Source organism: Limnochorda sp. LNt (genome assembly GCF_035593265.1).
Classification (GTDB): domain Bacteria; phylum Bacillota; class Limnochordia; order Limnochordales; family Geochordaceae; genus Geochorda; species Geochorda subterranea.
This window is the reverse complement of record NZ_CP141614.1, coordinates 987,733-1,012,066: the sequence shown is the minus strand read 5'-3', so window position 1 is coordinate 1,012,066 and position 24,334 is coordinate 987,733. Positions and strand designations below refer to the sequence as shown.

Genomic DNA, 24,334 nt, shown 5'->3' with positions numbered 1-24,334 from the left:
ACACGTCGGGAGACGCATGGTATTGGTAAGGGTAACGCGTTGGGTTTCGATGCTTGTCAAAATATCGAAAGGGCTGGCGAGGTGACCGCATCGGATCTGGCTGCCAGGCACGCCCTGCGGATCTACCGGGCGCTGGGTGACGAGACCCGGCTCCGCATGATCCGCCTGCTGGCCCGCCGCGATGAGATGGGGTGCGCGGAGCTGGCCGAGACGCTGGGGCTGTCACGGCCGACTCTCTCCCATCACACGCGCATCTTGCAGGACTGCGAACTCATCGAGGTGCGCCGGGAGGGCGCACACCGCTTCTATCGCCTGCGGTGGGACGTCCTGCGGCACTATGCGCCCGCCGCGGTCGATGGCCTGGCCGGCCCGGATCCGAGCGGCGACTGAGCCGCCCCGGCGAGCATCCTGACCCCGAGCGCCCAGACCATCGAGGGAGGTTGACCGACGTGTCCGAGGCAATCTCGACGTCCCAGACCGCGGCCGGCACGGAGGTATGGGAGATCGATCCCGCTCACAGCCAGGCCGACTTCGCCGTGCGGCACATGATGATCTCCACGGTCCGGGGCCGCTTTCGCAAGATGACGGGCAAGCTGGTGGGCAGCCCTGACCGTCCCGATCAAGCGTCGGTGGAGCTCTCCATCGATGTCGACTCCATCGACACGGCCGAGCCGCAGCGAGATCAGCACCTGAGGTCCGCAGACTTCTTCGACGCCGAGCACCATCCGACCCTCGACTTCAAGAGCCGGCGGATCGAGCCGGTGGGGGAGGGCCGGTACAAGGTGACGGGCGACCTCACCATGCGGGGCGTCACCCGCGAGGTGACGGTGGACGTCACCTTCGAGGGCCGGGTCAAGGACCCCTGGGGCAACGAGCGGGTGGGCTTCAGCGGCGAGACCCGCCTTAACCGCAAGGATTGGGGCCTCAACTGGAACGCGATCCTCGAGGCCGGCGGCGTGGTCGTCAGCGACGAGGTGCGGGTCAACGTCCAGGCCGAGTTCGTGCGCAAGAGCTGAGGTGTGTCGACCGGGAGGGGCCGCTCGAACCGCCCCTCCCGGCTCCGGCGGGTTGCCCCGTGCAAGACCACCATGCGATAGCCCTACCGCACGACGAAGGCCACCAGCGGGATCTCCAGCCCAAGGGTATGCCGACGCCATCGCCTAGGCGCACGACCGCCTGGCGCGCCTGCAGGGGTGTCGCGATGTCTTTCTGGAGGTCTTCCGCACCATGACCCTCGACGATTGGCGGCGCGTACGAAGCCCGGATGTCGTGCAATTGACGACTGGTTGCTGGCCTCCATTGGCAGGACCCGCGCGCCCGCTCGCCATGACTGGCTACGGCATCGTCATTCCAGCTCGGTACGCCTAAGCGGAAGTTCAGCAAGCCCGATATCCCTCAAATCACGGCAATGACGCCAACGGAGTGGGATTCAAGCGTTCAGGCTTCTGGCTACGCCAGGGGAACCCCCAGCAACTGGAAGATCCGCTGGTGCAGCGGCTCGGGCTCGCCGAGCATCTGGATTTCCTGACCGGCCACCTCGACCGTGTGGCGCTGCAGCGTCTCCAGCTGCATCATCAGCCCTTCGAAGGACTGACGAGGGTCCTCCGCCAGCAGGGGCTCAAGCGCCCGCTCCATGTGCCAGCGCACGTACAACGCCAGCATGCACAAAAAGGCGTGGGCCCGCACCCGGTCCTCCAGCCGATGGTAGACCGGACGCAGGTCCAGGGCGCTTTTCATCGTGCGGAAGTTTTGCTCCAGGGCCCGCAGCGACTTGTACGTGGCCTGCACCTTGGCCGGCTCCATCCGGTCGGCCGGCACGTTGGTGCGCAGCACGTAAAACCCGTCCAGCTCCGCCTCCCGGGCGATGGAGGCCTCCTTGCGCCGGAAGGCGAAGTGGCCGTCGCGGATCTCCAGCTGGAAGTGCTTGCCCACCTTCCAGCGGCCCAGGACCTTCCCCACGGCCACGCCGATCTCGTCCGCCGTCATGGGCTTGCGGCGGCGACGGCGCACCCGGGCTTCGATTTTGGCCAGCTCCCGCTCCGTGGCCGAAAGCAGCGCCTCGCGCTTTTGCCGGCGCTCCTCGGCCACCAGCGGATTGTAGCAGACCACCAGCCGCTCCCCGGGCCGCTCGGGGTCGGCGATCTCTGCCAGGTCCCGCCGGTCGAACAGGCCCGGCTGAAAGAACCCCTCATCCCGCAGCTTCTGGATCTCCGGCGCCCGCAGGGCCGTGATCCACCCGAAGCCCACCGCCTCCAAGTCGCTCAATCGGGCCTTGACGATCATGCCCCGGTCGCCGACGAACACGACGTACTCGATGCCGAACCGAGCCCGGACCCGGGCGATCTGGGCCCGCAGCGTCTCGGGATCCCCCACGTCGCCGGGGAACACCTCCACGGCCACGGGACACCCCTCGTCGTTGGTGAGCAGCCCCACGCAGAACTGCTTCTTGCCCCGCTTCTTGTCCCGGTTGTACCCGAAGCGGGCCAACGGGCAGGTCTTGCCCTCCAGGTACACGCTGGTCAAGTCGTAGAGCACCATGGCGTTGGGCGTCAGGTGCCGGCGCGCCAGCTTGGCCTCGATGGCCGCCTGGCGGGCCAGCAACTCGTCCATGGCCCGGTAGACGTCGTTGACGTCCTCGCCGTTGTGGGGCAACCGCAGAAGCTGCGGCAACGTGGTGGTCGTCCACCACAGGGTCCCGCCCAGCTTGGAGGAGGGCCGCAGGATGCGCATGACGACGACGGCCAGGGCCACGCGCACCCAGTCGGCCGAGCGAGAGTAGAGCACCTGGTCGAGGCCCAGCTGGCGGATGGTGCCCACGACGGCGGCGACGGCCCCGTGCTGGCGGGACTGGCGGATCTTCACCGTCTGCGGCACCGGCGCCACCGGCTCGCCCCGCAGGGCTCGCCGGACCAGCTCCAGGACGGCTTCCGGCAGGTGGGAGAGGTTGGCGAGGGTCCGATGCTTCACCTTGCCGCCTTCCCGGTAGGTCTGGCGCAGCAGGTGGTAGGTGTAGACCTTGTCGCCCTGCCGGCGGCGGATGGTCTCGATGTGCATGGCACTGGATACGCGTCTCATGGCTCAATGGTAGCACATGACAACTTCCAAGGCAATACGTTAGGGCCATACTCTTGGCTACATTGGCACGCGTTCAACCTGTTTGAATGCTCACCGCTATGCGGGTCTCACCCGCTGCCAGCCCCTGAACTTCCGCCTAAGCGGCGTGAACAGGATTCACGGGACACGAATTCCCGTAGGAAGCATCCGGGAGGTTGGTGGTGAGTGGTGCCCGGGCCGGGACTTGAACCCGGATGGGAGTGGTTACCCACACGCCCCTCAAACGTGCGCGTCTGCCAATTCCGCCACCCGGGCACCGCGACGGCCGGAGCCGCCGGAGCCGATTATAGTGACCCGCAAGCCTCGCCGTCAAGCCGGTGGGACCGGCCTCAGCGGCTCCGCCGACGCCCCGGCACGTAGGCCGCCAGCTCCCGCTGCAGCAGCGACAGCCCCAACCAGACCACCGCCAGGTCGTCGAGCCACCCGATGCCGGGCAACACCAGCGACGGCAGCAAGTCGAGGGGAAGCAGCACGTACAGCAGCCCCGCCGCCACGAGGCCTCGCTTCCACCCCGACACGCCCGGATCCCGCACGTAGTGGACCAACCGCCGCACCCACTCCACGACCGAGAGCCGCCCCGGGGCGCGCCCCACCTCCTGAGCCTCGGCCGACGGTCCCCCCGAGAGGGGCCCGACGAAGCGCCCCGTCACATCGCTCGCCGCGGCCTTGGGGGCGTCCTGCCGCTCGGGGCCGCTCCCTCGGACATCCACGGGCTGGCGGCAGTACGGGCACCGCTCGGCGAGCAGGATCTCCTGGCCGCACGACGGACAGCGCATTGGCCCTCGGAGCCGCCCTCATGCCACCTGCTGGGGCTGCCGCTGGACGGCAGCCACCCGGCGCGCCAGGTCGCGGGTGCGCACATCACCCGGCTTCACCAGGTGGCAGGCCACGTAGTGGCCGTCGCCGACGTCGATGAACTCCGGCTCCTTGACCTTGCAAATCTCCTCTGCCAGCGGGCAGCGCGTGTGGAACCGGCATCCCTTGGGGGGGTTGACCGGGCTCGGCACGTCACCCTGCAGGATGATCCGCTCACGCCGGACCGTCGGGTCCGGGATGGGGATGGCCGACATGAGCGCCTGCGTGTAGGGGTGAAGCGGGTCGCTGAAGAGGCGGTGCTTGTCGGCCAGCTCCACGATCTTGCCCAGGTACATGACGGCCACGCGGCTGGAGATGTGCTTGACGACCGACAGGTCGTGGGCGATGAAGAGGTACGTCAGCCCGTACTCCTTCTGCAGGTCTTGCAGCAGATTGATGACCTGGGCCTGGATGGAGACGTCCAGGGCCGAGACCGGCTCGTCGGCCACGATGAGCTTGGGGTTGACGGCCAGGGCACGGGCGATGCCGATGCGCTGCCGCTGTCCGCCGCTGAACTCGTGGGGGTAGCGCCGGGCGTGCATGCCCGACAACCCTACCACCTCCAGCAGCTCCTTGACCCGCCTCTCCTTGGCCGGCCCCCTGGCCAACCCGTGGATGACCAGGGGCTCGCCGATGATGTCGCCCACCGTCATCCGGGGATTGAGCGAGGCATAGGGGTCCTGGAAGATGATCTGCATCTGGCGACGCAGGCGGCGCATCTGCTCGCGACCCAGCGTGAAGATGTTTTGGCCCTCGAAGAGCACCTCGCCCCGGGTGGGCTCCAGCAGCCGCAGCACCAGACGACCGGTGGTCGACTTGCCGCAGCCGCTCTCGCCCACCAGCCCCAGGGTCTCGCCCCGGCGGATGTGGAAGTCGATGCCGTCGACCGCGCGCACGGCGCCGACCTGCCGCGAGAAGATGACGCCGCGACTGATGGGGAAGTGCTTGACGAGGCCGCGCACCTCCAGGAGCACGTCGTCGCGGCTCGACGGACCCCGGACCTGGCTGTCGCTCTTGACAGGGCTGCTTGCCACCGACGTCACACTCCTTGCCCCCCGCGCGTCGCAGTGGCCGGCCCGCCCGCCGTACCGGCCCCCGGCGCGGCCGCCTTCCACAGCGGCACCGCCTCGCCCGGTGCGGGCATCTCCACCGGCTCGAAGTTGGTGTACTGCCAGCAGGCCACCCGCTGAGTGGGCCCCACCTGCATCATGGGAGGCTCCAGCTGCTTGCAGATCTCCCGCGCCAGCTCGCAGCGGGGATGGAAGCGGCATCCCTTGGGCATGTTGTAGGGACTCGGGACGACGCCCTCGATGGCCTTGAGCCGTTGACGGGTCTCGTGGAGCTTGGGCACCGACTCGAGCAGGCCGACGGTGTAGGGATGGCGCGGCATGGCGAAGATGGAGCGGACGTCGGCCGACTCCACGATCTTGCCGGCGTACATCACCACCACGTGCTCGACCAGCTCGGCGATGACCCCCATGTTGTGGGTGATGAGCATGACCGCGGTCCCCAGCCGTCGCTGGAGATCCCGCATCAGGTCCAGGATCTGGGCCTGGATGGTGACGTCCAGCGCTGTGGTCGGCTCGTCGGCGATGAGGAGCTTGGGATTGCAGGAGAGCGCCATGGCGATCATGACCCGCTGGCGCATGCCGCCGCTCATCTGGTGGGGGTAGTCGTCGACCCGCCGCTCGGGCGACGGGATGCCCACCAGACGCAGCATCTCGATGGCCTGTCGACGGGCCTCCGCCTTGGAGACCCGCTGGTGGAGCATGATGGCCTCCATGATCTGGTTGCCCACGGTGAAGACGGGGTTGAGGGAGGTCATCGGCTCCTGGAAGATCATGGCGATCTCCTTGCCGCGGATGCGGCGCATCTCCGACTCCTTCTTGCGAAGCAGGTCCTCCCCCTCGAAGATCACCTCGCCCCCCACGATCCGGCCCGGCGGCTGCGGGACCAGGCGCATGATGGAGAGCGACGTCACGCTCTTGCCGCACCCCGACTCGCCGAGGATGCCGAGCGTGCCGCCCCGTCTCAGGGAGAAGGTGACCCCGTCGACGGCGGGCATGACTCCGTCTTCGGTGAAGAAGTACGTCTTGAGGTTGCGCACGTCCAGAAGCGGCGCCTGGCCGTTGGCCCTGGCCGCGGCATCGGCCGAGGCGGCGCTCGTGCGGCGATCCGTAGTCGTCTCGGTCGCCACCGGCGTCTCCCCCCTAAACCTCGTAGCAGGCCGTCCAGTGACCCGGGGCCTTCTCCTCCAGAGGCGGGTGGTCCTGCTGCCTGCACCGCTCCGTCGCGATGGGGCACCGCTCGTAGAACCGGCAACGAGCCGGCGGATTGACCGGCTTGCTCACCCCGCCCCTGATCTCGATGGGTGCCTTGGGCGCCTCGGGATCCGGCACCGGGTTGGCGGCCACCAGGGCCTTGGTGTAGGGGTGGATGGGATGCCGGATCACCTCCTCGGCCGGGCCCAGCTCCACGATCTTGCCCAGATACATGACCGCGACGCGGTCGCACAGGTACCGGGCCACCGCGAGATCGTGGGTGATGTAGAGGTAGGTCATGCCCAGCTGCTCCTTGAGGTCGAGGAGCAGCTTCATGATGCCCGACCGGATGGAGACGTCCAGCATGGAGGTAGGCTCGTCGGCCACCACGAAGCGGGGCTGCAGGATCAGAGCCCGGGCGATGGAGACCCGCTGGCGCTGCCCCCCCGACAGCTCGTGAGGAAACCGGAACTCGAAGGCCGATGGCGGCGTCAGTCCCACCCGCTCCAGCATCTCCGCCACCCGGCGCTCCCGCTCGGCCAGGTTGCCGATGCCGTGGACCGCCAACGGCTCCGAGAGGATGTCGAAGATGGTCATGCGCGGGTTGAGCGACTCGTAGGGGTCCTGGAAGATCATCTGGGCATGCCGCCGAAAGGCGACCAGCTCGGGGCCTTGGAGCCGTGCGACGTCGACACCGTCCATCACCACGCGTCCCGAGGTCGGCAGCGTGGCCCGCAGCAGCAGCCGGCCCGTGGTGGTCTTGCCGCAGCCGGACTCGCCGACCAGCCCGAAGACCTCGCGCTCCCGGATCTGGAAGCTGACGCCGTCGACGGCGTGCACGAAGAGCCGCGCGCGCCGCAGCCAGCCCGATCGCACCGGATAGAGCTTGCGCAGATCCTCGACCTCGACCAGCGTCTCGACCGCCTGCGCTGTCGGCGCCGTCCCGGTCAACGCGCTCATCGCCCCACCCCCCCTGCGCTGGCCGCCGCAGCCGCCCGGGCCTCGAAGTCGGCCCGCACGTCCTGCCCGCTCAATGGGTGCCAGCAGGCCACCCGGTGCCCGCTGCCGTCACCCGGCGCCGCCTCCAGCGGTGGCACCTCGATCCGGCAGCGCTCGGTGGCGTACGGGCAGCGCGGGTGGAAGGCGCAGCCAGCGGGCGGTGCCAGCAGGTTGGGAGGCTCCCCGGGGATGGTGACCAGGGCTCGTTTGGGGCCCGTCAGACTGGGGAACGACGCCATGAGGCCACCGGTGTACGGATGGCGCGGGCGCTTGAAGATCTCGGTGGCCCGCCCCACCTCGACGATGCGCCCTGCGTACATCACCGCCACCCGGTCGCTCACCTCGGCGATGACGGCCACGTCGTGGGAGATGTAGATCATCGTCATGCCCAGCCGCCGGCGGATGCCGTCGAGCTGCTGCAGGATGCGCTCCTGTACGATGACGTCGAGGGCCGTCGTGGGCTCGTCGGCGATGACCAGGCGAGGCTGGCAGGCCAGGGCCATGGCGATGACGGCCCGCTGCTTCATGCCGCCGCTGTACTCGTGCGGATAGTGATCCATGCGCTCCGGGGACAGCCCCACCATGTGGAAGAGCTCCGCGATGCGTTCGCGCGCCTGCTGCCGGCTCACCTTGGGCTCGTGGTTCTGGATGACCTCCACGATCTGGTCGCCCACGGTGTAGACCGGGTTCCACGAGTTCATCGCGGCCTGGAAGATCATCGACACCTTCTGCCAGCGGACCCGGCGCATCCGGTGTTCGGGGAGCGGCACCAGATCCTGCCCGTCCAGGTAGATGTGCCCCCGGGTGATGCGGGCGTTGTCGGGCAGGAGCTTCATGATGGAGATGGCCAGCGAGGTCTTGCCCGAGCCCGACTCCCCCACGATCCCCAGCGACTCGCCGGGCTCCAGCGCCAGATTGGCATCGACGACGGCGCGGATGGGCCCCCGCCGGGTGGTGTACTGCATCTCGAGATCCTGGATCTTGAGGAGGGGCAATCCGCTTCACCTCTTCCGCAGCCGCGGGTTGACGACCTCGTCGAGCCCTCGGCCCACCAGGTAGAACGCCGCGCACAACAGCGTGATGGCGAGCCCGGCCGGCAGCCACAACCACCAGTACTGGTCGAACATCAACAGGTAGCCGGCGCTCTCCGCGGTGTTGATCATCAGCCCCCAGCTGCTGCGCACGTTGAGCAGCCCGAAGAAGGAGAGCGTGGCCTCCGACAGGATGGCGCTGGTGACGTTGAACATCATGTAGAGGAAGGAGAGCGGCATCACGTTGGGGATGATGTGCTTGCGGATGACCCACCAGGGGCTCCCCCCGGCCAGGCGCGCTGCCTCCACGTAGGGGCGCACCGCGACCGAGAGCGCCTGGGCGCGGATGATGATGGTGATGCCGCCGAAGCCCGACAGGAGGCCGATGATGATGGCCAGGTCGAACAGGTCGATCTCGAAGAGCGCGCCCAGCACGAGCAAGAACGCGATGAAGGGGAAGAGCAGCAACAGGTCCGCCAGCCGCATGAACAGGGTGTCGACCCATCCCCCGAAGTAGGCGGCCACCGTGCCCACCGTGGTGCCGATGACCACGCTGATGGCCGCCGAGATCACGCCCAGCACGAACTCCCACCGCGTGCTGTACATCAGCTGGCTCAGGATGTCGCGCCCGTACGGGTCGGTGCCCAGCAGATGGCCCCGCGTCGGTGGCGACGGGTGCAGGATCATCGGATCGTAGCCCACCACCGGATCGTAGACGGAGGCCGGCCAGACCGTCGCCATCAAGATGGGATGGGCCAGGGCGAAGAGCGCGAAGAAGATGATGATCCCCAGGCCCAGCGGCCCGATGCGGCTCGCCCAGAAGACCTGGAAGTTCTCGAGGAAGCCGCGCCGCCACAGCCTCCACCGGATCTGCCAGAGGTTGACGGGGACGGCGCCCGGTCCTGCGGGAATCGCTGCGCGTGCCATGACGCCTCTCGGTCCACCCTTACTCTGCGGCCGTGACCTCGCCGCCCACGATGCGCAGGCGCGGGTCCATCAGGGCGTGCAAGACGTCGGCCACGATGTGTGCCAAGACCACGAATATGCCGGTGAAGGCGAAGGCGCCGGTCGCCAGCGGGTAGTCGTAAAGACGTGCCGCTTCGAGTAGCGTCAGGCCGATGCCCGGCCACGAGAAGACGGTCTCCGTCACGATGCCACCGCTGACGACGAAGCCGATGTTGAGGGCAAAGCTGGTGATGACCGGCAGGATGGCCGTGCGGGCCGCGTAGCGGTCCCGGACGGTCCGCTCCGGCAGCCCCCGGGCTCGGGCCGCCATGACGTAGTCCTCGCGGATGGTCTCCAGCATCGAGTCGCGCATCAACAGCATCGTGCCGCCGAAGCTGACGAGCGACAGCGTCGCCACGGGCAGCACCATGTGCCAGACGATGTCGAGGGCGTAGCGGGCCAGGCCCGACTGCCACCACCAGGCCACGGAGGCCAGCGCGCCCCCGCCCCACAGCCCCGCCGCCGTCAGGATCCGCCCGCTCACCGTGCCGATCCGGGGCAGCGCCAGACCGTGGCCGGCCAGCAACAGCAGCACGAACAAACCCAGGTTGGCGAGCATCAGGGTGAAGACGTCGTTGCTGGAGAGGGGCGCGTCACGCCAGACCGAGGGCGAGATGAACTGATTGAGCGGCAGCCACCCCAACGAGTAGGCGAACAACCACATCATGATGAGGCCCAGCAGCGGATAGAAGGCGGTCCAGAAGGTGACGCCCACCGCCGTCGTGGCGTAGTCGAAGCGGCTGCCGCGGCGCCACGCCACGAAGCGCCCCAGCAGGAAGCCGATGTAGAACGAGACCACGTTGGCCGTGAAGAAGAGCACGACCGTACGAGGCAGTCGCTCCACGATGATGTCCCACACGGGCCGCGGGTACTGCGTGAACGAGACGCCCAGGTTACCGGTGAAGACGTTCTTGAGGTAGTTGAGATACTGCAAATACCAGGGCTGGTCCAGCCCCAGCCGCCTCGCCAGCTCCTGGCGCACCTCGGCGGTGATCCTGGGGTTTTGGGTGAAGAGGACCGTCACGTCGCCCGGCATGGCCTGGAGGATGAAGTAGGTGACCGTCATGTAGACCAGCAAGGTGACGACGGCCTGCACCAGCCGGATCCCGATGAACCTGAGCAAATGCCTGGCCTCCCCGCAAGGCGCGGCGGGGCCGCCCCGGCATGCGGGGCGGCCCCGCAGGCGTGATGCGCCCTATCTCATCGCCTTCACCGTCGAGGGCAGCCCGTAGATGTACTGCAGGCCGCCCAGTACCTCGGTGTACGGATACTGGATCTGGTCGCGGCGGTACGCCTCCATCACGGGCGTGTCGAACAGCACGACGTACGGCACATCCCGCGCCAGGTACTCCTGGGCCTCGAAGGCCAGCTCGCGGGCCTCCTCCAGCGTCTGAGCATCCAGCAGGGCCTCGGCCACCCGGTCGAACTCGGGGTTGTTGTAGCCGCCGGCGTTGAAGCCGCCCAGGCCTGCCTGGCTGGAGTGGAAGAAGTAGTAGATGTGGTCCGGGTAGATGCCCAAGCTCCAGCCGAGCATGAACATGTCGAAGTCCTGCTCGTCATAGGCCCGGGTGGAGATGGTGTTGAAGTCGGTCAGGCGGGCCCGCAGCGGGATACCGATCTCTTGTGCCCAGCGCTCGATCCACAGCGCGAAGGTCGCGCGCAACGGGTCGTAGCCTGGGGCCGGCGCCAGCATCTCGAAGGGCTGCACCGGCTGGCCGTTGGGCATGATCAGGCCCTCGCCAGGCGTGTAGTCATCCGCGGCCGCGTCGCGCACGACAGGCTCCCGCCGCCAGGAGAAGCCGGCCTTCTTGAGCAGCTCCACGGCAGCCTGGATCCGCTGGCCCCGGGTCATCCCCTGACCCCAGACGGTCACCTCCGGGTTGTGCCAGTACTCGTTGCCCGGCGGCACGACGGTCGCCAGCGGGAAGGCCACGCCCTGCAGGATGTCGCGCGTGACGAACTCTCGGTCGATGAGCGTCGCCACCGCCTGGCGGAACTCCGGGATGTTGAACGGCTCGCGACGCATGTTGAAGGTGAGGTACCGGAAGCCGTTGGTATTGTTGCGGATGATCTCGACGTTGGGGTTGGTCCGCAGCTGCTGCTCGAAGCCCCGCTGAAGCCCCAGCGAGTTGAAGATGTAGGAGACCTCGCCTCGCAGCAGTGCCAGGATGGCCGCGTTCTGGTTCTGATAGATGCGGTAGACGACGTTGTCGACGTAAGGCCCCTCTTCGACCCGAAGGTCGGGCTGGCCCTCGGGCGCCGGGTCCGTCGTCGCCCACGTGAAGTTGGTGCGCGAGTTGGTGATCCGCACGGCCCCGTTGGGGTAGAACTCGGTGACCTCACCCTTGAAGGAGCTCAGAGGGTTGGCCACGTTCTCGAAGAAGGCGCCCCGCTCCCACCGGCCGTACTTGAAGGCGCCGATGGCATCCGGCGTCACCTCCGCGGCCTGCAGCGTCCGGACCGGGTCCTCGCTGGCCAGTGCCCGCTGCACGACGGGCTCCCAGGTCTTCTTCTGCACGATGGGGGCCTGCAGAATGCCGTACTGCCAGTCCGCGAGACCCGGCTGCTTCTTGAGGTAGAAGCGCACCGCGTAGTCGTTGAGCTTCTCCACCCGGGCCAGCACGTCCGGGTTGGCATAGGAGGGCCAGTTGCCGCCGAGCTTGTTGGCGTCGAAGGCCAGCAGCGTCTGGTAGGTGAAGACCACGTCGTCGGCGGTCAGCAACGAGCCGTCCGCCCAGCGGATGCCGCCCCGGATCTCCACGTCCGACGTGTACAGCGTCTGGCCGTTCTCGGTCACTTCCTGGAAGGGGGTCGGCACGTCACGTGCCAGCTGCGGCACCCACGCGAAGGTGGGAGCGGCGTTGCCGTAGAGGGTCGAGTAGTAGACGCCGTAGGTGACGTACGAGTTCCAGACCGTGGCCTGAGGGCCGAGACCCGCGAAGACGTTGAGCGTGGTGGGCTCCTCGAAGATGGCCGTCTCGTATGTCGCAGCCACCGCCGGCAGCCCCGCGACCGCCATTGCCAGGAGCAACAACGCGGTCAATCGCCACCGCATCGTACCTCATCGCCTCCCTCGTCCGTCTTCTCCCCCAAAGCCGCGCGATACCCCGGGGGTTGGTGCTACCGTTCGATGCCCCGCGACCCATTCCTGCCGATGCGCAGGCGCAGGCGAGGATTGGGCTGGATCCCGGGGATGCGCCCACGCTTGGCCACGGGCCGCCCCTCGACCTCCTTGAGGTCCATGGTCATGTCGATGGGCGGGGCCGACGAGACGTAGCTACCCACCCCAAAGGCGTCCGCCCCTGCGTCGGCCAGCTGCGCGATGCGCTCCGGCGTCAACCCGCCCGAGACGAAGATCTGCACGTGGCGGAACCCCGCCTGATCCAGACGGGCTCGCACCTCGGCCACCAGGTCGGGGGTCACCCCGCCCCGCTCTCCCGGCGTATCCAGACGGACCCCGTCGAGAGCCTCGCCCAGGGCCTCGGCGACCCGCAGCGACTCCTCCGCCTCGTCCTTGTACGTGTCCACCAGGATAATGCGGGGCGCCTCCGGCTCGACGTGGCGATGATAGGCGTGCGCCGCCGTCACGGTGTCGCCCAGGATCAGGATGAGGGCGTGCGGCACGGTGCCGACGGGCTCCCGCCCGTACAGCTTGGCACCCAGGATGCACGCCGCGCCGGACGCCCCGGCGGCCAGCGCTGCCCGCTCCAGCACCGGGGCCACGGCGGGGTGCACGTGCCGGGCGCCGAAGAGGATGACCGGCTTGCCCCGGGCCGCCTGCACGGCCTGGCGAGTCGCCGTGGCCCACCCGCTCGACTGCGCCAGGATGCCCAGGATGGCCGTCTCGTACAGCCCGAAGGCGCTGTACGGGCCGTGGATGCGCATGACGACCTCCTTGGGCCCGAAGCGCTCGCCCTCGTCCATGGCCCAGACCTCGAGGGGACCCAGCTCGGGAGGCCGGCTTCGCAACAGGCGCAGGGCTTCCTCCACGCCCCCCAGCACCCCTTCGCCCCTCGGGAAGATCTCGGCTACCACCGGGGTGTCGGCCTTGCCCTCGCTGCGCAGCACGTGCAGCGTCCGTACGAAGTACATGTCGGCCGTGTGGCCCTGGAGGATCTCGTCGTGTTGGGCCGAGAAGAGGATCCGCTGCGGGTCCGGCCGAAGCTCCCTGACGTCCCGTTCCGACTGCAGCATGACGCCCTCACCGCCATTTCCACCCGTTACGATTCAGCGTAAAGCCATCGATACATCCGCCACGAACGCAGCACACGCGCCACGAACCGGCGCGTCTCGCCGTAGGGCACGCCCTCGAGGCGCTTTTCGCTCCCGTCCCACGTCGACTGCTCGAGCCAGCGCTGGACCGTGCCCCTGCCGGCATTGTAGGCAGCCAGGGCCACGGGCAGCCGCCCGTCGAACTCTCGCAGCAGGTCGGCCAGGTACCAGGTACCCAGCCGTACGTTGGTCTCGGGGTCGTACAGGAGGTCCTCGAAGAAGCGCTCCTCGCCCATGCGCCCCGAGACCCATCGGGCGGTCTCGGGCAGGAGCTGCATGAGGCCCCGCGCGCCGCGGGGCGAGGTGGCCAGGGGCCGGAAGTTGCTCTCGACCCGCACCACCGCCGCCACCAGCCACGGGTCCAGCCCATGGGCCGCCGACCATCGCACGATGGACTCTCGGTAGTAGACGGGATACCACCAGCGCAACACCGTGCGGACGTTGGTGGCGGTCCACACGGTAAGGGCCAGGATGGCCAGCAGGGCCGCCGCCGCGCCGGGGGTCAGCCGGTGTGGCGAGCGCATGGATCGGCCAGGCCCAGCCGCTGCCCCAGCGCCGTGAGGATGAGCGCCGCGGTCGCTGCATTGGTCGCCAGTGGCACGTCGTGGACGTCGCAAACCCGCATGAGTGCGCTGATGTCCGGCTCATGGGGCTGGGCCGTGAGCGGATCTCGCAAGAAGATGACGGCATCGACGCGACCGGCCGCGACCTCGGCCCCGATCTGCTGGTCGCCGCCCAGCGGCCCCGACTGCATCCGAGCTATCAAGAGCCCCGTCGCCTCCGCCACCACCTTGCCGGTCGTGCCAGTCGCCACCAGCTCGCACCGCTCGAGAACCGCCCGAAAGGAGCGGGCGAGCTCGACCATCGTCGGCTTCTGCTTGTCGTGAGCCACCAGGGCGATGCGCACCGAGATCCCAACACCCTCCAGATCCGCTCGACCTGCCGTCGGGTCACCAGCAGCGATCCCGAGTTGTCGATGACCCAATCGGCCAGCCGTCGCTTGCGCTCCAGCGGCCACTGGGCCCGGATGGCCAGGGCAGCCTCCTGGTCGGAGAGGCCCCGCTCCCGGGCTCGCCGGATGCACGTCGGCTCATCGGCCCAGACCGTCACCACGGCATCCACCAGGTCCAGGGCCGCCTCACCGGCCTCGAAGAGCAACGGCACCTCCACCACGACAGCCGGGGACACGGCCCGACCGGCCCCGCGGCCCGGTGCATCCCTCGACAGGCGCGCCAGCCGCCGGCGCATCTCCGAGAGGATGACCGGATGCGTGACGGCGTCGAGCCGGCGTCGGGCGTCCGGGTCGAGGAGAATGCGGCGGCGCAGCCGTGCCCGGTCCAGTCGCCCGTCAGCGGCCAGCACGTCGGGCCCGAAGGCAGCCACGACGGCCCGCCAGACCGGGCCCTGGGGCTCCGACAGCTCCCGCGCCACGGCATCGGCATCCACGACGGCGGCTCCCAGGCTGCGGAAGATCTCCCGCACTGTGCTCTTGCCCGACGCGAAGCCCCCGGTCAGCCCCACCACCAGAGGGCGCCGCCGGCTGTGCGCCAACGAACCGCCGGGCAGCGACGGCGGCCGGGCGGTCCGGCGCACCAGCAGACCCAGGGCGAGAGCCGCCGGCATCCGGCGCGGGCTACTTGCACTCGCGCCAGTTGTGCCCCGTCTTGACCTCGGCCACCAGCGGGACGTCAAGGCGTACCACGTTTTCCATCGCGGCGCGTACCAGGCGCGCCACCGGCTCCACCTCGGCCTCCGGCACCTCCAGCACCAGCTCGTCGTGAACCTGCAGCACCATTCGGGCCTGGTGCTCCTCCTCCTTCAGACGGCGGTGCACCGCGATCATCGCCAGCTTCATGATGTCGGCAGCCGTCCCCTGGATAGGGGTGTTGATGGCGGTCCTCTCGGCGAAGGCCCGCTGGGCGTACTGCCGGGCGTGGATCTCGGGCAGGTAGCGCCGCCTGCCGAACAGCGTGGTGACGTAGCCCAGCTCGCGGGCCTGGCGGATGACCCGCTCCTGATACGCCTTGACCCCGGCGTAGCGGTCGAAGTAGCTGGCGATGTACCGCCGGGCGTCCTCCTGGGACAGGCCGGTGCCACGGGCCAGGCCGTAGGCGCTGATCCCGTAGACGATGCCGAAGTTGATGGCCTTGGCGCCGCTGCGCATGGCCGGCGTGACGGCCTCCATGGGCACCCCGAACACCTCCGAGGCGGTGCGGGTGTGGATGTCCTGCCCCGACCGGAACGCCTCGATCAGTACGGGGTCCTGGGCCATGTGCGCGAGCACGCGCAACTCGATCTGGGAGTAGTCGGCGCTCATCAGCACCCATCCCGGCAAACCCGCTACGAACGCCTCGCGGATGACGGCCCCCTGGTCGGTGCGCACCGGGATGTTTTGGAGATTGGGGTTGGAGCTCGAGAGTCGGCCCGTGGCCGTCACAGCTTGGTGGAAAGTGGTGTGCAGCCGGCCGGTCCTCGGGTGGACCAGCGACGGCATGGGGTCGACGTAGGTGCCCTTGAGCTTGACCAGCTGACGGAAGTCCAGGATCTTGGAGACGATCTCGTGCTCGCCGGCCAGCTCCTCCAGCACGTCCGCACTGGTGCTGGGGCCCGTCTTGGTCTGCTTGGTGACGGGCAGCCCGAGCTTGTCGAAGAGGATGCGGCTCAGCTGTCGGGGCGAGTTGATGTTGAAGCGCTCGCCGGCCAGGGCGTAGATGGCCTCGGCCGTCGCCTCGATCTGGCGGGCCAGCTCGACGCTCAGCCGCGCCAGCGCCTCCGAGTCGATGGCGACGCCCGCCAGCTCCATCTCGGCCAGCACCGGCCACAGCGGCATCTCGATGCTTTGGTAGACCCGGTCGAGCCCGTCCTCCTCCAGCCACCGCCGCAGCGGCCGCGCCAGGGCGTAGATGGTCTCCAGCCGCTGGTAAGCATAGACCCGCACCGCCTCGGCCACCGATGCCTCCCCGGCCGCCACCATCTCCAGGCCCGGGAGCGCCCCGGCCCCGCTTTCGGAGGGGGCGCCCCTGGACCGCCGGCCCGGCGAGGCGCCTCCCTCGGCACCCCGGGCCCCATCCTGCAGCAAGCGCCCCAGGAAGCGCATGGCCAGGTCCTCCGGCGAGTGGTCGCCCTGCCCGGGATGGAGCAGGTAGGAGGCGAGCATGACGTCCTCCTCCACCCCGTCGAGCCTGACGCCCCTCGCCCCCAGGGCGACTGCGGCCGTCTTGGCGTCGTGGCACCACTTGGGGGCCTGCGGATCGGCCAGCCACCGGGCCAGCGCCTCCCATCCGGACGGCCAGGCCTCCATGGTGGCCACCATCCACGAGCCCGCCTCGTTGGCGGCCGCGATGGCCACGGCCGGGGCCCGCATGGGCTCGCCCGACGCCGGGATCACCACCAGCGCCGCCGGGCCGGCGCGGCGCGTCGCCTCGATGCGCTCGCCGAGGCGGGCCGGCGCCTCGATCAGCTCCGGCGGCCCGAAGGGAGCCCGACCCGGGGCCAGGCGGCGCTCCGTGGCTCCGCCGCCGGAGACCTGCACCGTCACCGTCTCCCGCTCGCCGTCGCCCCCGTCGTCCCCCTTCCTCCTGCCGGCGTCGGAGGGCCTGACCCCCGACCCGGCCGCCTCGGCGACCGACGGGTAGAGGCGCGCCAGACGGGCCAGCAGCTGGCGAAACTCCAGCTCCAGCAGCAGGGAGGCCAGTCGAGAGGCGTCGGGCTCGCCGAGCCGGCAGGCCTCCCAGTCCAGCTCGACGGGCACCGTCGTCACGATGGTGGCCAGGTGCCGGCTGAGGCGGGCCTGCTCGCCGAACTGCTGCAGCGCTCGCGCCACCCGCGGCGGCAGTTCCTCCCGGTGCAAGAGGATGCTCTCGAGGTCGGGGTAGCGCTGCAGGAGTCCCACCGCCGTCTTCTCGCCGATGCCGGGCACCCCCGGGATGTTGTCGCTGGTGTCGCCCACCAGCCCCTTGAGGTCCACCACCTGCCCCGGCCAGATGCCCAGCACCTCCCGCACGCGCTCGGGGGTGAAGCGCTCCACCTCCCGGATGCCTTTGCGGGTGATGAGCACCGTCACCCGATCGTCCACGAGCTGCAGGGCGTCGCGATCGCCGGTGACGACCAACACCGAGACGTCGGGCGCCGCCTCCCTGGCCTGGCGGGCCAGGGTGCCGATGACGTCGTCGGCCTCGTACCCCTCGACGCCGTACATGGGGATGCCGAAGGCGCGCACCAGCTGCTCATAGCGGATCAGCTGCGGACGCAGGGTATCGGGCATGGCCGGACGCTGGGCCTTGTACGCCTCGAACTGCCGGTGACGGAACGTGGGGCCCGCCATGTCCTGGGCCACGGCCACGTAGTCGGGACGCTCCTCCTCCAGCAGGCCCACCAGCATGGTGGCGAAACCGTAGACCGCGTTGGTCGGCTCGCCGACGCTGGTGGTCAGCATGGGCAAGGCGAAGAAGGCTCGGTGCAGCAGGCTGTAGCCATCCACGAGCAGGAGCTTGCGAACGCCGCTCACGGGCCTACCGCCTCTCCGGTGACGGCCCGGCGGGCCGCCCTGGCCCTGCATGCCCGCTGTGGCAGGGCCCCGGCCACCGCCATCCAGCGGGCTCCAGCTCGGGCGGGCTCTGGCCCATCCTCCTGGCTCTGCCCTCAAAGGCCGTCATTGCAAGGTTTGCCGCACATTACAGAAAGGATGTTCGACTCCCGGCCGGCGAATCCCTGGGGTACGACCGGAAAGGAGCGTGCGACGTCTTTGCGCATTGGAGCCTCCGGCCGGACAGCCTGGATGTTCGGCCTCATTGTAATCCTCGCGGCCGTGCAGGTCATCACGGGGGTGGCCGTGCCGGGCCGGGCCTCGTCGGAGGATGCGACGGAGGGCAGGCCATCCACCGCGGTCCAGCGGGCGGCCGGACGGTTCACCGACGTGACCGACCCGGGGCTGGTGCGGGCGCTGGAGGCCCTGGCTCCGACGGGCGCGCTCGAGGCCTTCGACGGCGACGAGCTGAGGGCTTCGCGTGCGGTGACCCTGGGTGAGTTCGCCCAGGCCGCAGCGGCCGCCTTTGGCGTCACCGTCCCTGCGGGCAAGCCGGCCCCGCAGGCCGCCTTGCAGGCGCTGGTGGAGCGGGGAGCGCTCATCTCCTCCGACCGCTCCCACACCGAGGTCGACCTCGCGCTGCCCGTCACCGTGGGCGAGATGACCGGGGCGGTGCTGCGCCTGGCCGGGATGGAGGCCATCGGGGAGCGCTGGCCGTCCGGCTCATCGACGGCCGCCCGGCTGGAGCTGGCCCGGGCGGCGGGCGTCCTGCCCGCCTCGATCAAGGTCGGCGACGCGTCGCGACCGGCGACGCGGGCCGAAGCCGTCCAGCTGCTCTACGAGGCCCGCCGCGTCCTGGTCCTGAGCGGCCAGCTGCAGCGGTCGACCACGGGCACCGCCTCCATCGACACCGAGCTGGGCGAGGTGCGGGTGCGGCTCTCCGATGACGCCGTGGTGGTGCGCAACGGTCAGCCCGCCTCCCTGGAGGACCTCCGTGACGGCGACACGGTCCGGGCCGTGGTGGACCTGGCCGGCCGGGCCCGGGTGGTGGCAGCCGAGGGGCGCGGCCTGGCCCTGGACCTCGACAGCTCGGAGCTGGTCGAGACGGCCCGGCGGGCGCTGGAGGACTTCGCCCGGCAGCTGACCCCCGAGCAGTGGCAGATGATCCTGCAGGGCGACTGGGCGGGCTTCCGCGAGAGTGCGAAGCCGCAGATCTACGAGCGGCTCACCCAGGCGGGCATCGCCCCGGAGGAGGCAGAGGCCCTGATGAGCGGCGACTGGGAGACGCTGCAGTCGCTGGCCGCCGACCGCCTCGCGGACGAAGCCGGCCGCCGCCTGGACGTATCGCCGGAGCTGGTGCGCTCCGTGCTGGCATCGGACTGGGCCACGGCTCGCCAGCTCGCCCAGCAGGAGCTCATCGAGCGCATCATCAACGACGTCATCGTCCCCAACGCCCAGCGACAGAGCACCGCGGGTTGAGCCGCGCAGCCGACCGAGGGCGGGGCCGTCGAGCCCCGCCCTCACCCCTCCAGGGCGACCGGGAGCCGCCGGACGATCCGGATCTCCGGCGGCTCGACCTCGCAGGCCACGGCCAGGACGCGCACCCCCGCGGCCGCTGCCTCGACCAGCGCCCGGGCGAAGTCGGGGTCGGCCCGCCGGTGCGGCGCGAAGCGGTGGGCATCGAGCCGCTGTACCACGAAGACGACGTAGGCCTCGTATCCCGCCCCACGGGCGGCGGCCAGTCGCACCAGGTGGCGCCGCCCCCGCCCGGTGGGGGCGTCGGGGAAGAGGGCCGTCCCGCCTTCCACCAAGGTCACCGACTTGGTCTCCACCAGGGCTCGACCGCCCGGTCGCTCCAGGAGCAGGTCCAGCCGGGTGTCGCGCTCGTCGGGTGCCGGAGGCTCGAGCCGCACGACGCGATACGAGGCCAGCTCGTCCAGCGCGCCCTCTGTCACCGCCTCGGCCAGCAGCCGGCCGGGCAGCCGGGCGTCGACGCTGACCCACCCGTTGGGCCCCAGCATGAAGGCGGCGTCACCCACCGTGCGCCGCTTGCCAGCCGACGCTGGCGCCACCAGCGTGGGACGACCGGGGGTGAGCAACTCGTGCAGGCGGCCCGAGTTGGGCAGGTGCACGGGCGCCCGCTCGCCCTCGAGGTGGACGGCGATGGCGAAGCGGTTGAGACGCTGCAGGAATGTGGCGCTCTTGAGGGAGCGGTCGATGCGCACGGGCGGCGACCCTCTCGCGGCCGGGCCACCCGTGGCCGGCCGGTGGGAGTGATGGGGCCGGGCCGCTGCGGCGCGGCCCGGCCGTCTCTCAGTGCGTGGGGTAGGCCTCGTCCAGGGCCGTCTCGGCCCTGTCGGCCCGACCATGCGGGAGGCGCTGGTCCATCTCCGCCTGGCAGGCCGGGCAGAGTCCGTAGAACTCGAGCCGGTGCTGGCGCACCTTGACGCCCATCAGCCGCTCGACCGCCCGATCCTTCTCGTCGTCGACCGGCATGGGCACGTCCTCCACCCGGCCGCATCGCTCGCAGACGAAGTGGTAGTGGTTGGTCGCGACGCCATCGAAGCGGCTGTAGGAGCTCCCGTAGGACAGCTCCAGCGCCTCGCCCGACTCGGTCAGGATCTTGAGGTTGCGGTAGACGGTACCGAGACTGATGTTGGGCAGCTCCTTGCGGACCTCCTGGTAGACCCAGTCGGCGGTGGGGTGGCTCCGGGTGCTGCGCAGCACCCTCAAGATGACCTCACGCTGCTTGGTTCGCCGGATGAAGCCCCGAACCCGCTCCATCGACACCCCGCCCTCCCCGGGGAGCACGAACGAGTTGCAAACCATCCGCATTCGCGGTCTTTGTGAAGGCCGTTGCAAAGCCCGGTTCGAGCATACTGCTGGACATGGTTCTCGTCAACATTAGTGCCAGCAACTCAGGACATTCCCCGGCTCGAACAGGACGATCGACATGGACATCGGGTGCACCAGGGAGATGGCCTCCGCCGGCGAAGACCGGGGCGGTGCTTCCCACGGCGAGGAGGCGCGTCATCCATGAAGACCATCGGCATCCTGGGAGGCATGGGGCCCGAGGCGACGGCCGACCTCTTCGTGCGCATCATCCGCCTCGTGCCGGCGGCCCGCGACCAGGATCATCCCCGGGTCATCATCGACAGCAACAGCCAGATCCCCGACCGCACCGCGGCCATCAGGGGCGAGGGGCCGAGCCCCTTGCCCGCTCTGGTGGAGACGGCTCGCAACCTGCAGCGCGCCGGGGCCGAGCTGATCGCGATGCCCTGCAACTCGGCGCACGCCTGGTACGACCAGATCGCCTCGGCCGTCGACGTGCCCGTGCTGCACATGATCCGGCTGACGGCCGAGGAGACCCGACGCCGCCTGCACCGCGCCGGAGCCCCGTCGCCCTCCGGCCCGGTGCTGCTGCTGGCCACCACCGGCACCATCACGAGCGGACTGTATCAGCGAGCCCTCGCAGCGCTCGGCCTCGAGGCGGCGGTGCCCGGGCCCGACGTCCAGGACCGGGTGATGGATGCCATCTACCAGGTGAAGGCCGGCAAGCCCGCCGTCGCCCGCTCGCTGGCCCTGGACGTCCTGTTCTCCGAGACGGCGCGGCTCGACCCGGCCGCCGTCGTCCTGGGCTGCACCGAGTTGCCCCTGGTGCTGGGCCCGGGCGACCTCGAGCGGCCCGTCGTCGACTCCACCGAGGTGCTGGCTCGAGCCGCGGTGCAGGCGGCCTTCGGCTAGCCCTCCGAGGGTGCGACCGCCCTTGCCAGTCGGATGTCGGTAACGCAGGTCGGGGCATTGGCGCCGGTCACGACGCGCCCCTGACCGACCAGCCCGGCGTCGGGCCACTCGATGGTCAGCGACAGATCCATGCCGCGCGGGAGCCAGAGCTCGACGAAGCCGTTGGGCAGCGTGGTGACCGCTTGCTGCAGCACGACACGGCCGTCGCGGCCCCGGACCGTCACCCGCAGCGGCACCTCGGCCAGCTCTGCCCGGCAGCTGGAGATGTAGTGCACCTGGCAAGGATGGGTCTGGTGCACGTAAGGGGCCACGGCCACGTACATCGTCTCGCCCTCGAGCGGCACCTGCGCCTGCCGGCCATCGGGCCACTCGAAGTGAACCGCCTCGGGGGTGACGAAGGTCTTGACGTCCTCCCCCCGAGCGGCCCACTGGTTGGCCAGCGCCACGGCACCGCGTGCGTCGAGACCCTGCAGCGGCTCGGGCAGGCCGCCGCCCTGGCCACTCCATCGCCACACGAGCCCCGCGGCCAGCACCAGCCCCGCCGCCACGCCGACCACGACCCAACGTCCAGCAAAGGCACCCGATTTCGTACCACGCATGCGACATGCCCCCTGGTCGGGCGGCGTTGCCGCCCCGCGACAGGGTACGGCACCGGCGAGTGGAGGGGCTAGGGGCAAATGTTATGGGCAGCTGGGCTCATGTGGGCCGGGGCTCGACCCAGTAGCCCACCCCGACGATGCCGGGCCCTGCGTGGACCCCCATGGCGGGCGTGAAGGTCGTGGTGATCAGCTCGGCCGGCGCCAGGCGGGCCCGCACGGCATCGACCAGCCGCCGGGCCTGCGGCCCGGCATCAGCCTCCATGACGGCGACGTGCAGCCGACCGGTCGCGGCGTCGGCCGCCATCTCCTCCACCATGCGGTCGAGGGCAGCCTGGAAGCTGCGGGTGACGGCAAGGGGCTCGACGCGGCCGTCTCGCAGGGCCAACAGGGGGACGATGCCCAGGCTGGCGCCCAGCCGCGCCAGGGCGTGGACGGCGCGGCCACCTCGCCGCAGGTACTGCAGCTCGGGCACCATGGCGAAGAGGCGGCTGCGCCGGCTCACCTCCCGGGCCCGGGCGATGGCCGAAGCGACGTCGGCGCCGCCGCGCAGGGCACGGGCTGCCTCGATGGCGACCCATCCCTGGGCGGCCGCCGCGGTGCGGCTGTCCACGACCTCCACGGGTACGGGGCTCATCTCGGCCGCCAGCGTCGCGCTGCGATGGACCGCCGTCAGCTCCGCGGGCAGGGTGATGACCAGGATGGCCGAGGCGCCGCGCTCGGCCAGCCGACGGAAGGCCTCCAGGAAGTCGCCCGGTGACGGGGCCGAGGTGCTCCCCAGCTCCCCTGCGCGCAGGCGCCGGTAGAGCTCGTGCGGCGAGATGTCGACGCCGTCCCGCAGGCTCCGGCCACCCAGGTGGATCCAGATGGGCACCACCTCGATGCCGAGGGCCCCCGCCACATCGGGCGGGATGCAGGCGACCGAGTCGGTGACGACGGCCACTCGCGGGCCCCGCTGGCCCGCGTCCAGCGCAGCTGGCGTGCCCACGACGGGAGACTTCGCCCCCGGCCGGCAAAGGCCTGCCGCCGGCGTGGGCCCTGGCGGCCCTCCTATCCTCCGCTCAACCCGGATGGGGCAATCCCAGGGCATCGAGTCCGGCGGCGGCCGCCTCTCGCAACGAGGCCTCCGTGGAGCCGAGCGGCACATACTCGAGGCTCACCCACCCGCCGTACCCCGCTTCGTGCAAAGCCCTCAGCACGAAGGGGTAGCGGATCTCGCCCGTACCAGGCTGGTGGCGCCCCGGGACGTCGGCGATCTGAATGTGACCGATACGCGAGAGGTGCGTCCGCAGGGTCTGCGTCAGGTTGCCCTCCATGATCTGCATGTGGTAGGCGTCGTACTGGATCTGCACGTTGTCTCGGGCCACCTCGTCCAGCAGGGCCACGGCCTGGCGGGTCGTCGTCAGGTAGTAGCCCGGCACGTCGTGGATGTTGACGGGCTCCACCAGCAGCACGATGCCGTGGCGCCCCAGGCGGTCGGCGGCGTGGCGCAGGTTGTCCACCAGGCAGGCACGCAACTCGTCCTCGGGCACGTCCACCGGTCGACGGCCCACCAGGCAGTTGACGCGCCGCACGCCCAGGCGCAGCGCCGCCTCCATCGCGCGCTCGACGCCCTCGCGGAAGGCCGCTCTCCGGGACGGATCGATCGCGATCCCGCGCTCGCCTGCCGCCCAGTCTCCTGCGGGAAGGTTGAAGAGCACCTGCTCGAGCCCGTGTCGGCGCAACTCGCCGGCCACCTCGTCCAGGTCCAGCTCGTACGGGAAGAGGTACTCCACGTACCGGAAGCCCACCCGAGCCGCCCGCTCGAAGCGCGCCATCAGCGGCACCTCGGTGAAGAGCATGCTGATGTTGGCCACCCAGCGGATCACGCCGCATCCACCCCTCCTGGGGACGAGGGCCGTCGGCCCGGCCAGCCATCGCCCCGGCATAATG

Annotated in this window: 23 protein-coding genes and 1 tRNA gene; 4 read left to right on the top strand and 20 right to left on the bottom strand. The window is 70.1% G+C overall.

Translation table 11 applies throughout. The annotated features are described in order from the left end of the window. Nucleotides 1-81: 81 nt before the first annotated feature. Together VLY81_RS04730 and VLY81_RS04725 are read left to right on the top strand one after the other, a co-directional pair. Nucleotides 82-390 (top strand): ArsR/SmtB family transcription factor, encoded by a 309-nt coding sequence (locus VLY81_RS04730; protein ID WP_324669875.1) that lies wholly within the window; start codon nt 82-84, stop codon nt 388-390. A 59-nt stretch (nt 391-449) separates the two neighbouring features. Next, entirely contained in the window at nt 450-1,016 is a 567-nt protein-coding gene (locus VLY81_RS04725) for a YceI family protein (protein WP_324669874.1), read from the top strand. Nucleotides 1,017-1,449: 433 nt separating this feature from the next. On the opposite strand, the gene VLY81_RS04720 is transcribed toward VLY81_RS04725, so the two are convergent. The 15 genes from VLY81_RS04720 to polA all read right to left on the bottom strand — a co-directional run bounded on the left by VLY81_RS04720 (nt 1,450) and on the right by polA (nt 18,044). Next, a complete protein-coding gene (locus tag VLY81_RS04720) occupies nt 1,450-3,075 on the bottom strand; it encodes an IS1634 family transposase (RefSeq protein ID WP_324669873.1) in 1,626 nt (541 codons plus the stop codon). 205 nt (nt 3,076-3,280) lie between these two features. Next, nucleotides 3,281-3,369: transfer RNA gene (locus VLY81_RS04715), tRNA-Leu, on the bottom strand. Nucleotides 3,370-3,443: 74 nt separating this feature from the next. Then, on the bottom strand, nt 3,444-3,890 hold the full coding sequence (locus VLY81_RS04710) for a TFIIB-type zinc ribbon-containing protein (RefSeq protein ID WP_324669872.1): 447 nt from the start codon (nt 3,888-3,890) through the stop codon (nt 3,444-3,446). 18 nt (nt 3,891-3,908) lie between these two features. Further along, nucleotides 3,909-5,003 (bottom strand): ABC transporter ATP-binding protein, encoded by a 1,095-nt coding sequence (locus tag VLY81_RS04705; protein ID WP_324669871.1) that lies wholly within the window; start codon nt 5,001-5,003, stop codon nt 3,909-3,911. 5 nt (nt 5,004-5,008) lie between these two features. After that, nucleotides 5,009-6,034, bottom strand: coding sequence for an ABC transporter ATP-binding protein (locus VLY81_RS04700; RefSeq protein ID WP_405001330.1), 1,026 nt, complete (start codon nt 6,032-6,034; stop codon nt 5,009-5,011). A 145-nt stretch (nt 6,035-6,179) separates the two neighbouring features. Next, on the bottom strand, nt 6,180-7,190 hold the full coding sequence (locus tag VLY81_RS04695) for an ABC transporter ATP-binding protein (protein ID WP_324669869.1): 1,011 nt from the start codon (nt 7,188-7,190) through the stop codon (nt 6,180-6,182). Further along, entirely contained in the window at nt 7,187-8,224 is a 1,038-nt protein-coding gene (locus VLY81_RS04690; protein WP_324669868.1) for an ABC transporter ATP-binding protein, read from the bottom strand. The genes VLY81_RS04695 and VLY81_RS04690 overlap by 4 nt, the downstream gene beginning before the upstream one ends. A gap of 6 nt (nt 8,225-8,230) precedes the next feature. Continuing rightward, the gene (locus VLY81_RS04685) at nt 8,231-9,187 is read right to left on the bottom strand and encodes an ABC transporter permease (RefSeq protein ID WP_324669867.1); all 957 of its coding nucleotides are present in this window, start codon (nt 9,185-9,187) and stop codon (nt 8,231-8,233) included. 19 nt (nt 9,188-9,206) lie between these two features. Continuing rightward, a complete protein-coding gene (locus tag VLY81_RS04680; RefSeq protein ID WP_324669866.1) occupies nt 9,207-10,388 on the bottom strand; it encodes an ABC transporter permease in 1,182 nt (393 codons plus the stop codon). Nucleotides 10,389-10,460: 72 nt separating this feature from the next. Continuing rightward, complete coding sequence (locus VLY81_RS04675) at nt 10,461-12,320, bottom strand: ABC transporter substrate-binding protein (protein WP_324669865.1); 1,860 nt, start codon at nt 12,318-12,320, stop codon at nt 10,461-10,463. Between the two features lie 65 nt (nt 12,321-12,385). Next, nucleotides 12,386-13,459, bottom strand: a complete 1,074-nt coding sequence (locus VLY81_RS04670) for a nicotinate phosphoribosyltransferase (RefSeq protein ID WP_324669864.1) — start codon at nt 13,457-13,459, stop codon at nt 12,386-12,388. A 26-nt stretch (nt 13,460-13,485) separates the two neighbouring features. Next, the gene (locus tag VLY81_RS04665; RefSeq protein WP_324669863.1) at nt 13,486-14,061 is read right to left on the bottom strand and encodes a lytic transglycosylase domain-containing protein; all 576 of its coding nucleotides are present in this window, start codon (nt 14,059-14,061) and stop codon (nt 13,486-13,488) included. Continuing rightward, nucleotides 14,040-14,402, bottom strand: a complete 363-nt coding sequence (locus VLY81_RS04660) for a methylglyoxal synthase (protein ID WP_324669862.1) — start codon at nt 14,400-14,402, stop codon at nt 14,040-14,042. Before VLY81_RS04660 ends, VLY81_RS04665 begins: the two co-directional genes overlap by 22 nt. Beyond that, the gene (gene coaE, locus VLY81_RS04655; protein WP_324669861.1) at nt 14,300-15,160 is read right to left on the bottom strand and encodes a dephospho-CoA kinase; all 861 of its coding nucleotides are present in this window, start codon (nt 15,158-15,160) and stop codon (nt 14,300-14,302) included. Before coaE ends, VLY81_RS04660 begins: the two co-directional genes overlap by 103 nt. A 10-nt stretch (nt 15,161-15,170) precedes the next feature. Continuing rightward, the gene (polA, locus tag VLY81_RS04650; protein WP_324669860.1) at nt 15,171-18,044 is read right to left on the bottom strand and encodes a DNA polymerase I; all 2,874 of its coding nucleotides are present in this window, start codon (nt 18,042-18,044) and stop codon (nt 15,171-15,173) included. A gap of 237 nt (nt 18,045-18,281) precedes the next feature. Here polA and VLY81_RS04645 point away from each other — a divergent pair, with 237 nt between their 5' ends. Next, the gene (locus VLY81_RS04645) at nt 18,282-19,541 is read left to right on the top strand and encodes a hypothetical protein (protein ID WP_324669859.1); all 1,260 of its coding nucleotides are present in this window, start codon (nt 18,282-18,284) and stop codon (nt 19,539-19,541) included. Nucleotides 19,542-19,582: 41 nt separating this feature from the next. Here the strand turns inward: VLY81_RS04645 and sfsA are convergent, their stop codons facing one another. Further along, nucleotides 19,583-20,287: a DNA/RNA nuclease SfsA gene (gene sfsA, locus VLY81_RS04640; RefSeq protein WP_324669858.1), complete on the bottom strand. Its 705-nt coding sequence runs from the start codon at nt 20,285-20,287 to the stop codon at nt 19,583-19,585. 88 nt (nt 20,288-20,375) lie between these two features. Next, the gene (locus VLY81_RS04635) at nt 20,376-20,846 is read right to left on the bottom strand and encodes a Fur family transcriptional regulator (protein ID WP_324669857.1); all 471 of its coding nucleotides are present in this window, start codon (nt 20,844-20,846) and stop codon (nt 20,376-20,378) included. A gap of 252 nt (nt 20,847-21,098) precedes the next feature. Between VLY81_RS04635 and cuyB the strand changes: the two genes are divergently transcribed. Further along, entirely contained in the window at nt 21,099-21,806 is a 708-nt protein-coding gene (gene cuyB, locus VLY81_RS04630; protein WP_324669856.1) for a cysteate racemase, read from the top strand. Here cuyB and VLY81_RS04625 read toward each other — a convergent pair. From VLY81_RS04625 to hyi, 3 genes are all read right to left on the bottom strand, one after another. Beyond that, nucleotides 21,803-22,405 carry a CueP family metal-binding protein gene (locus tag VLY81_RS04625; protein ID WP_324669855.1) on the bottom strand — a complete coding sequence of 201 codons (603 nt, stop codon included), beginning with the start codon at nt 22,403-22,405 and terminating at the stop codon, nt 21,803-21,805. The genes cuyB and VLY81_RS04625 overlap by 4 nt on opposite strands. A gap of 97 nt (nt 22,406-22,502) precedes the next feature. Then, nucleotides 22,503-23,390 (bottom strand): DegV family protein, encoded by an 888-nt coding sequence (locus tag VLY81_RS04620; protein WP_324669854.1) that lies wholly within the window; start codon nt 23,388-23,390, stop codon nt 22,503-22,505. Between the two features lie 73 nt (nt 23,391-23,463). After that, nucleotides 23,464-24,270 (bottom strand): hydroxypyruvate isomerase, encoded by an 807-nt coding sequence (gene hyi, locus VLY81_RS04615; RefSeq protein WP_324669853.1) that lies wholly within the window; start codon nt 24,268-24,270, stop codon nt 23,464-23,466. Nucleotides 24,271-24,334: the final 64 nt, after the last annotated feature.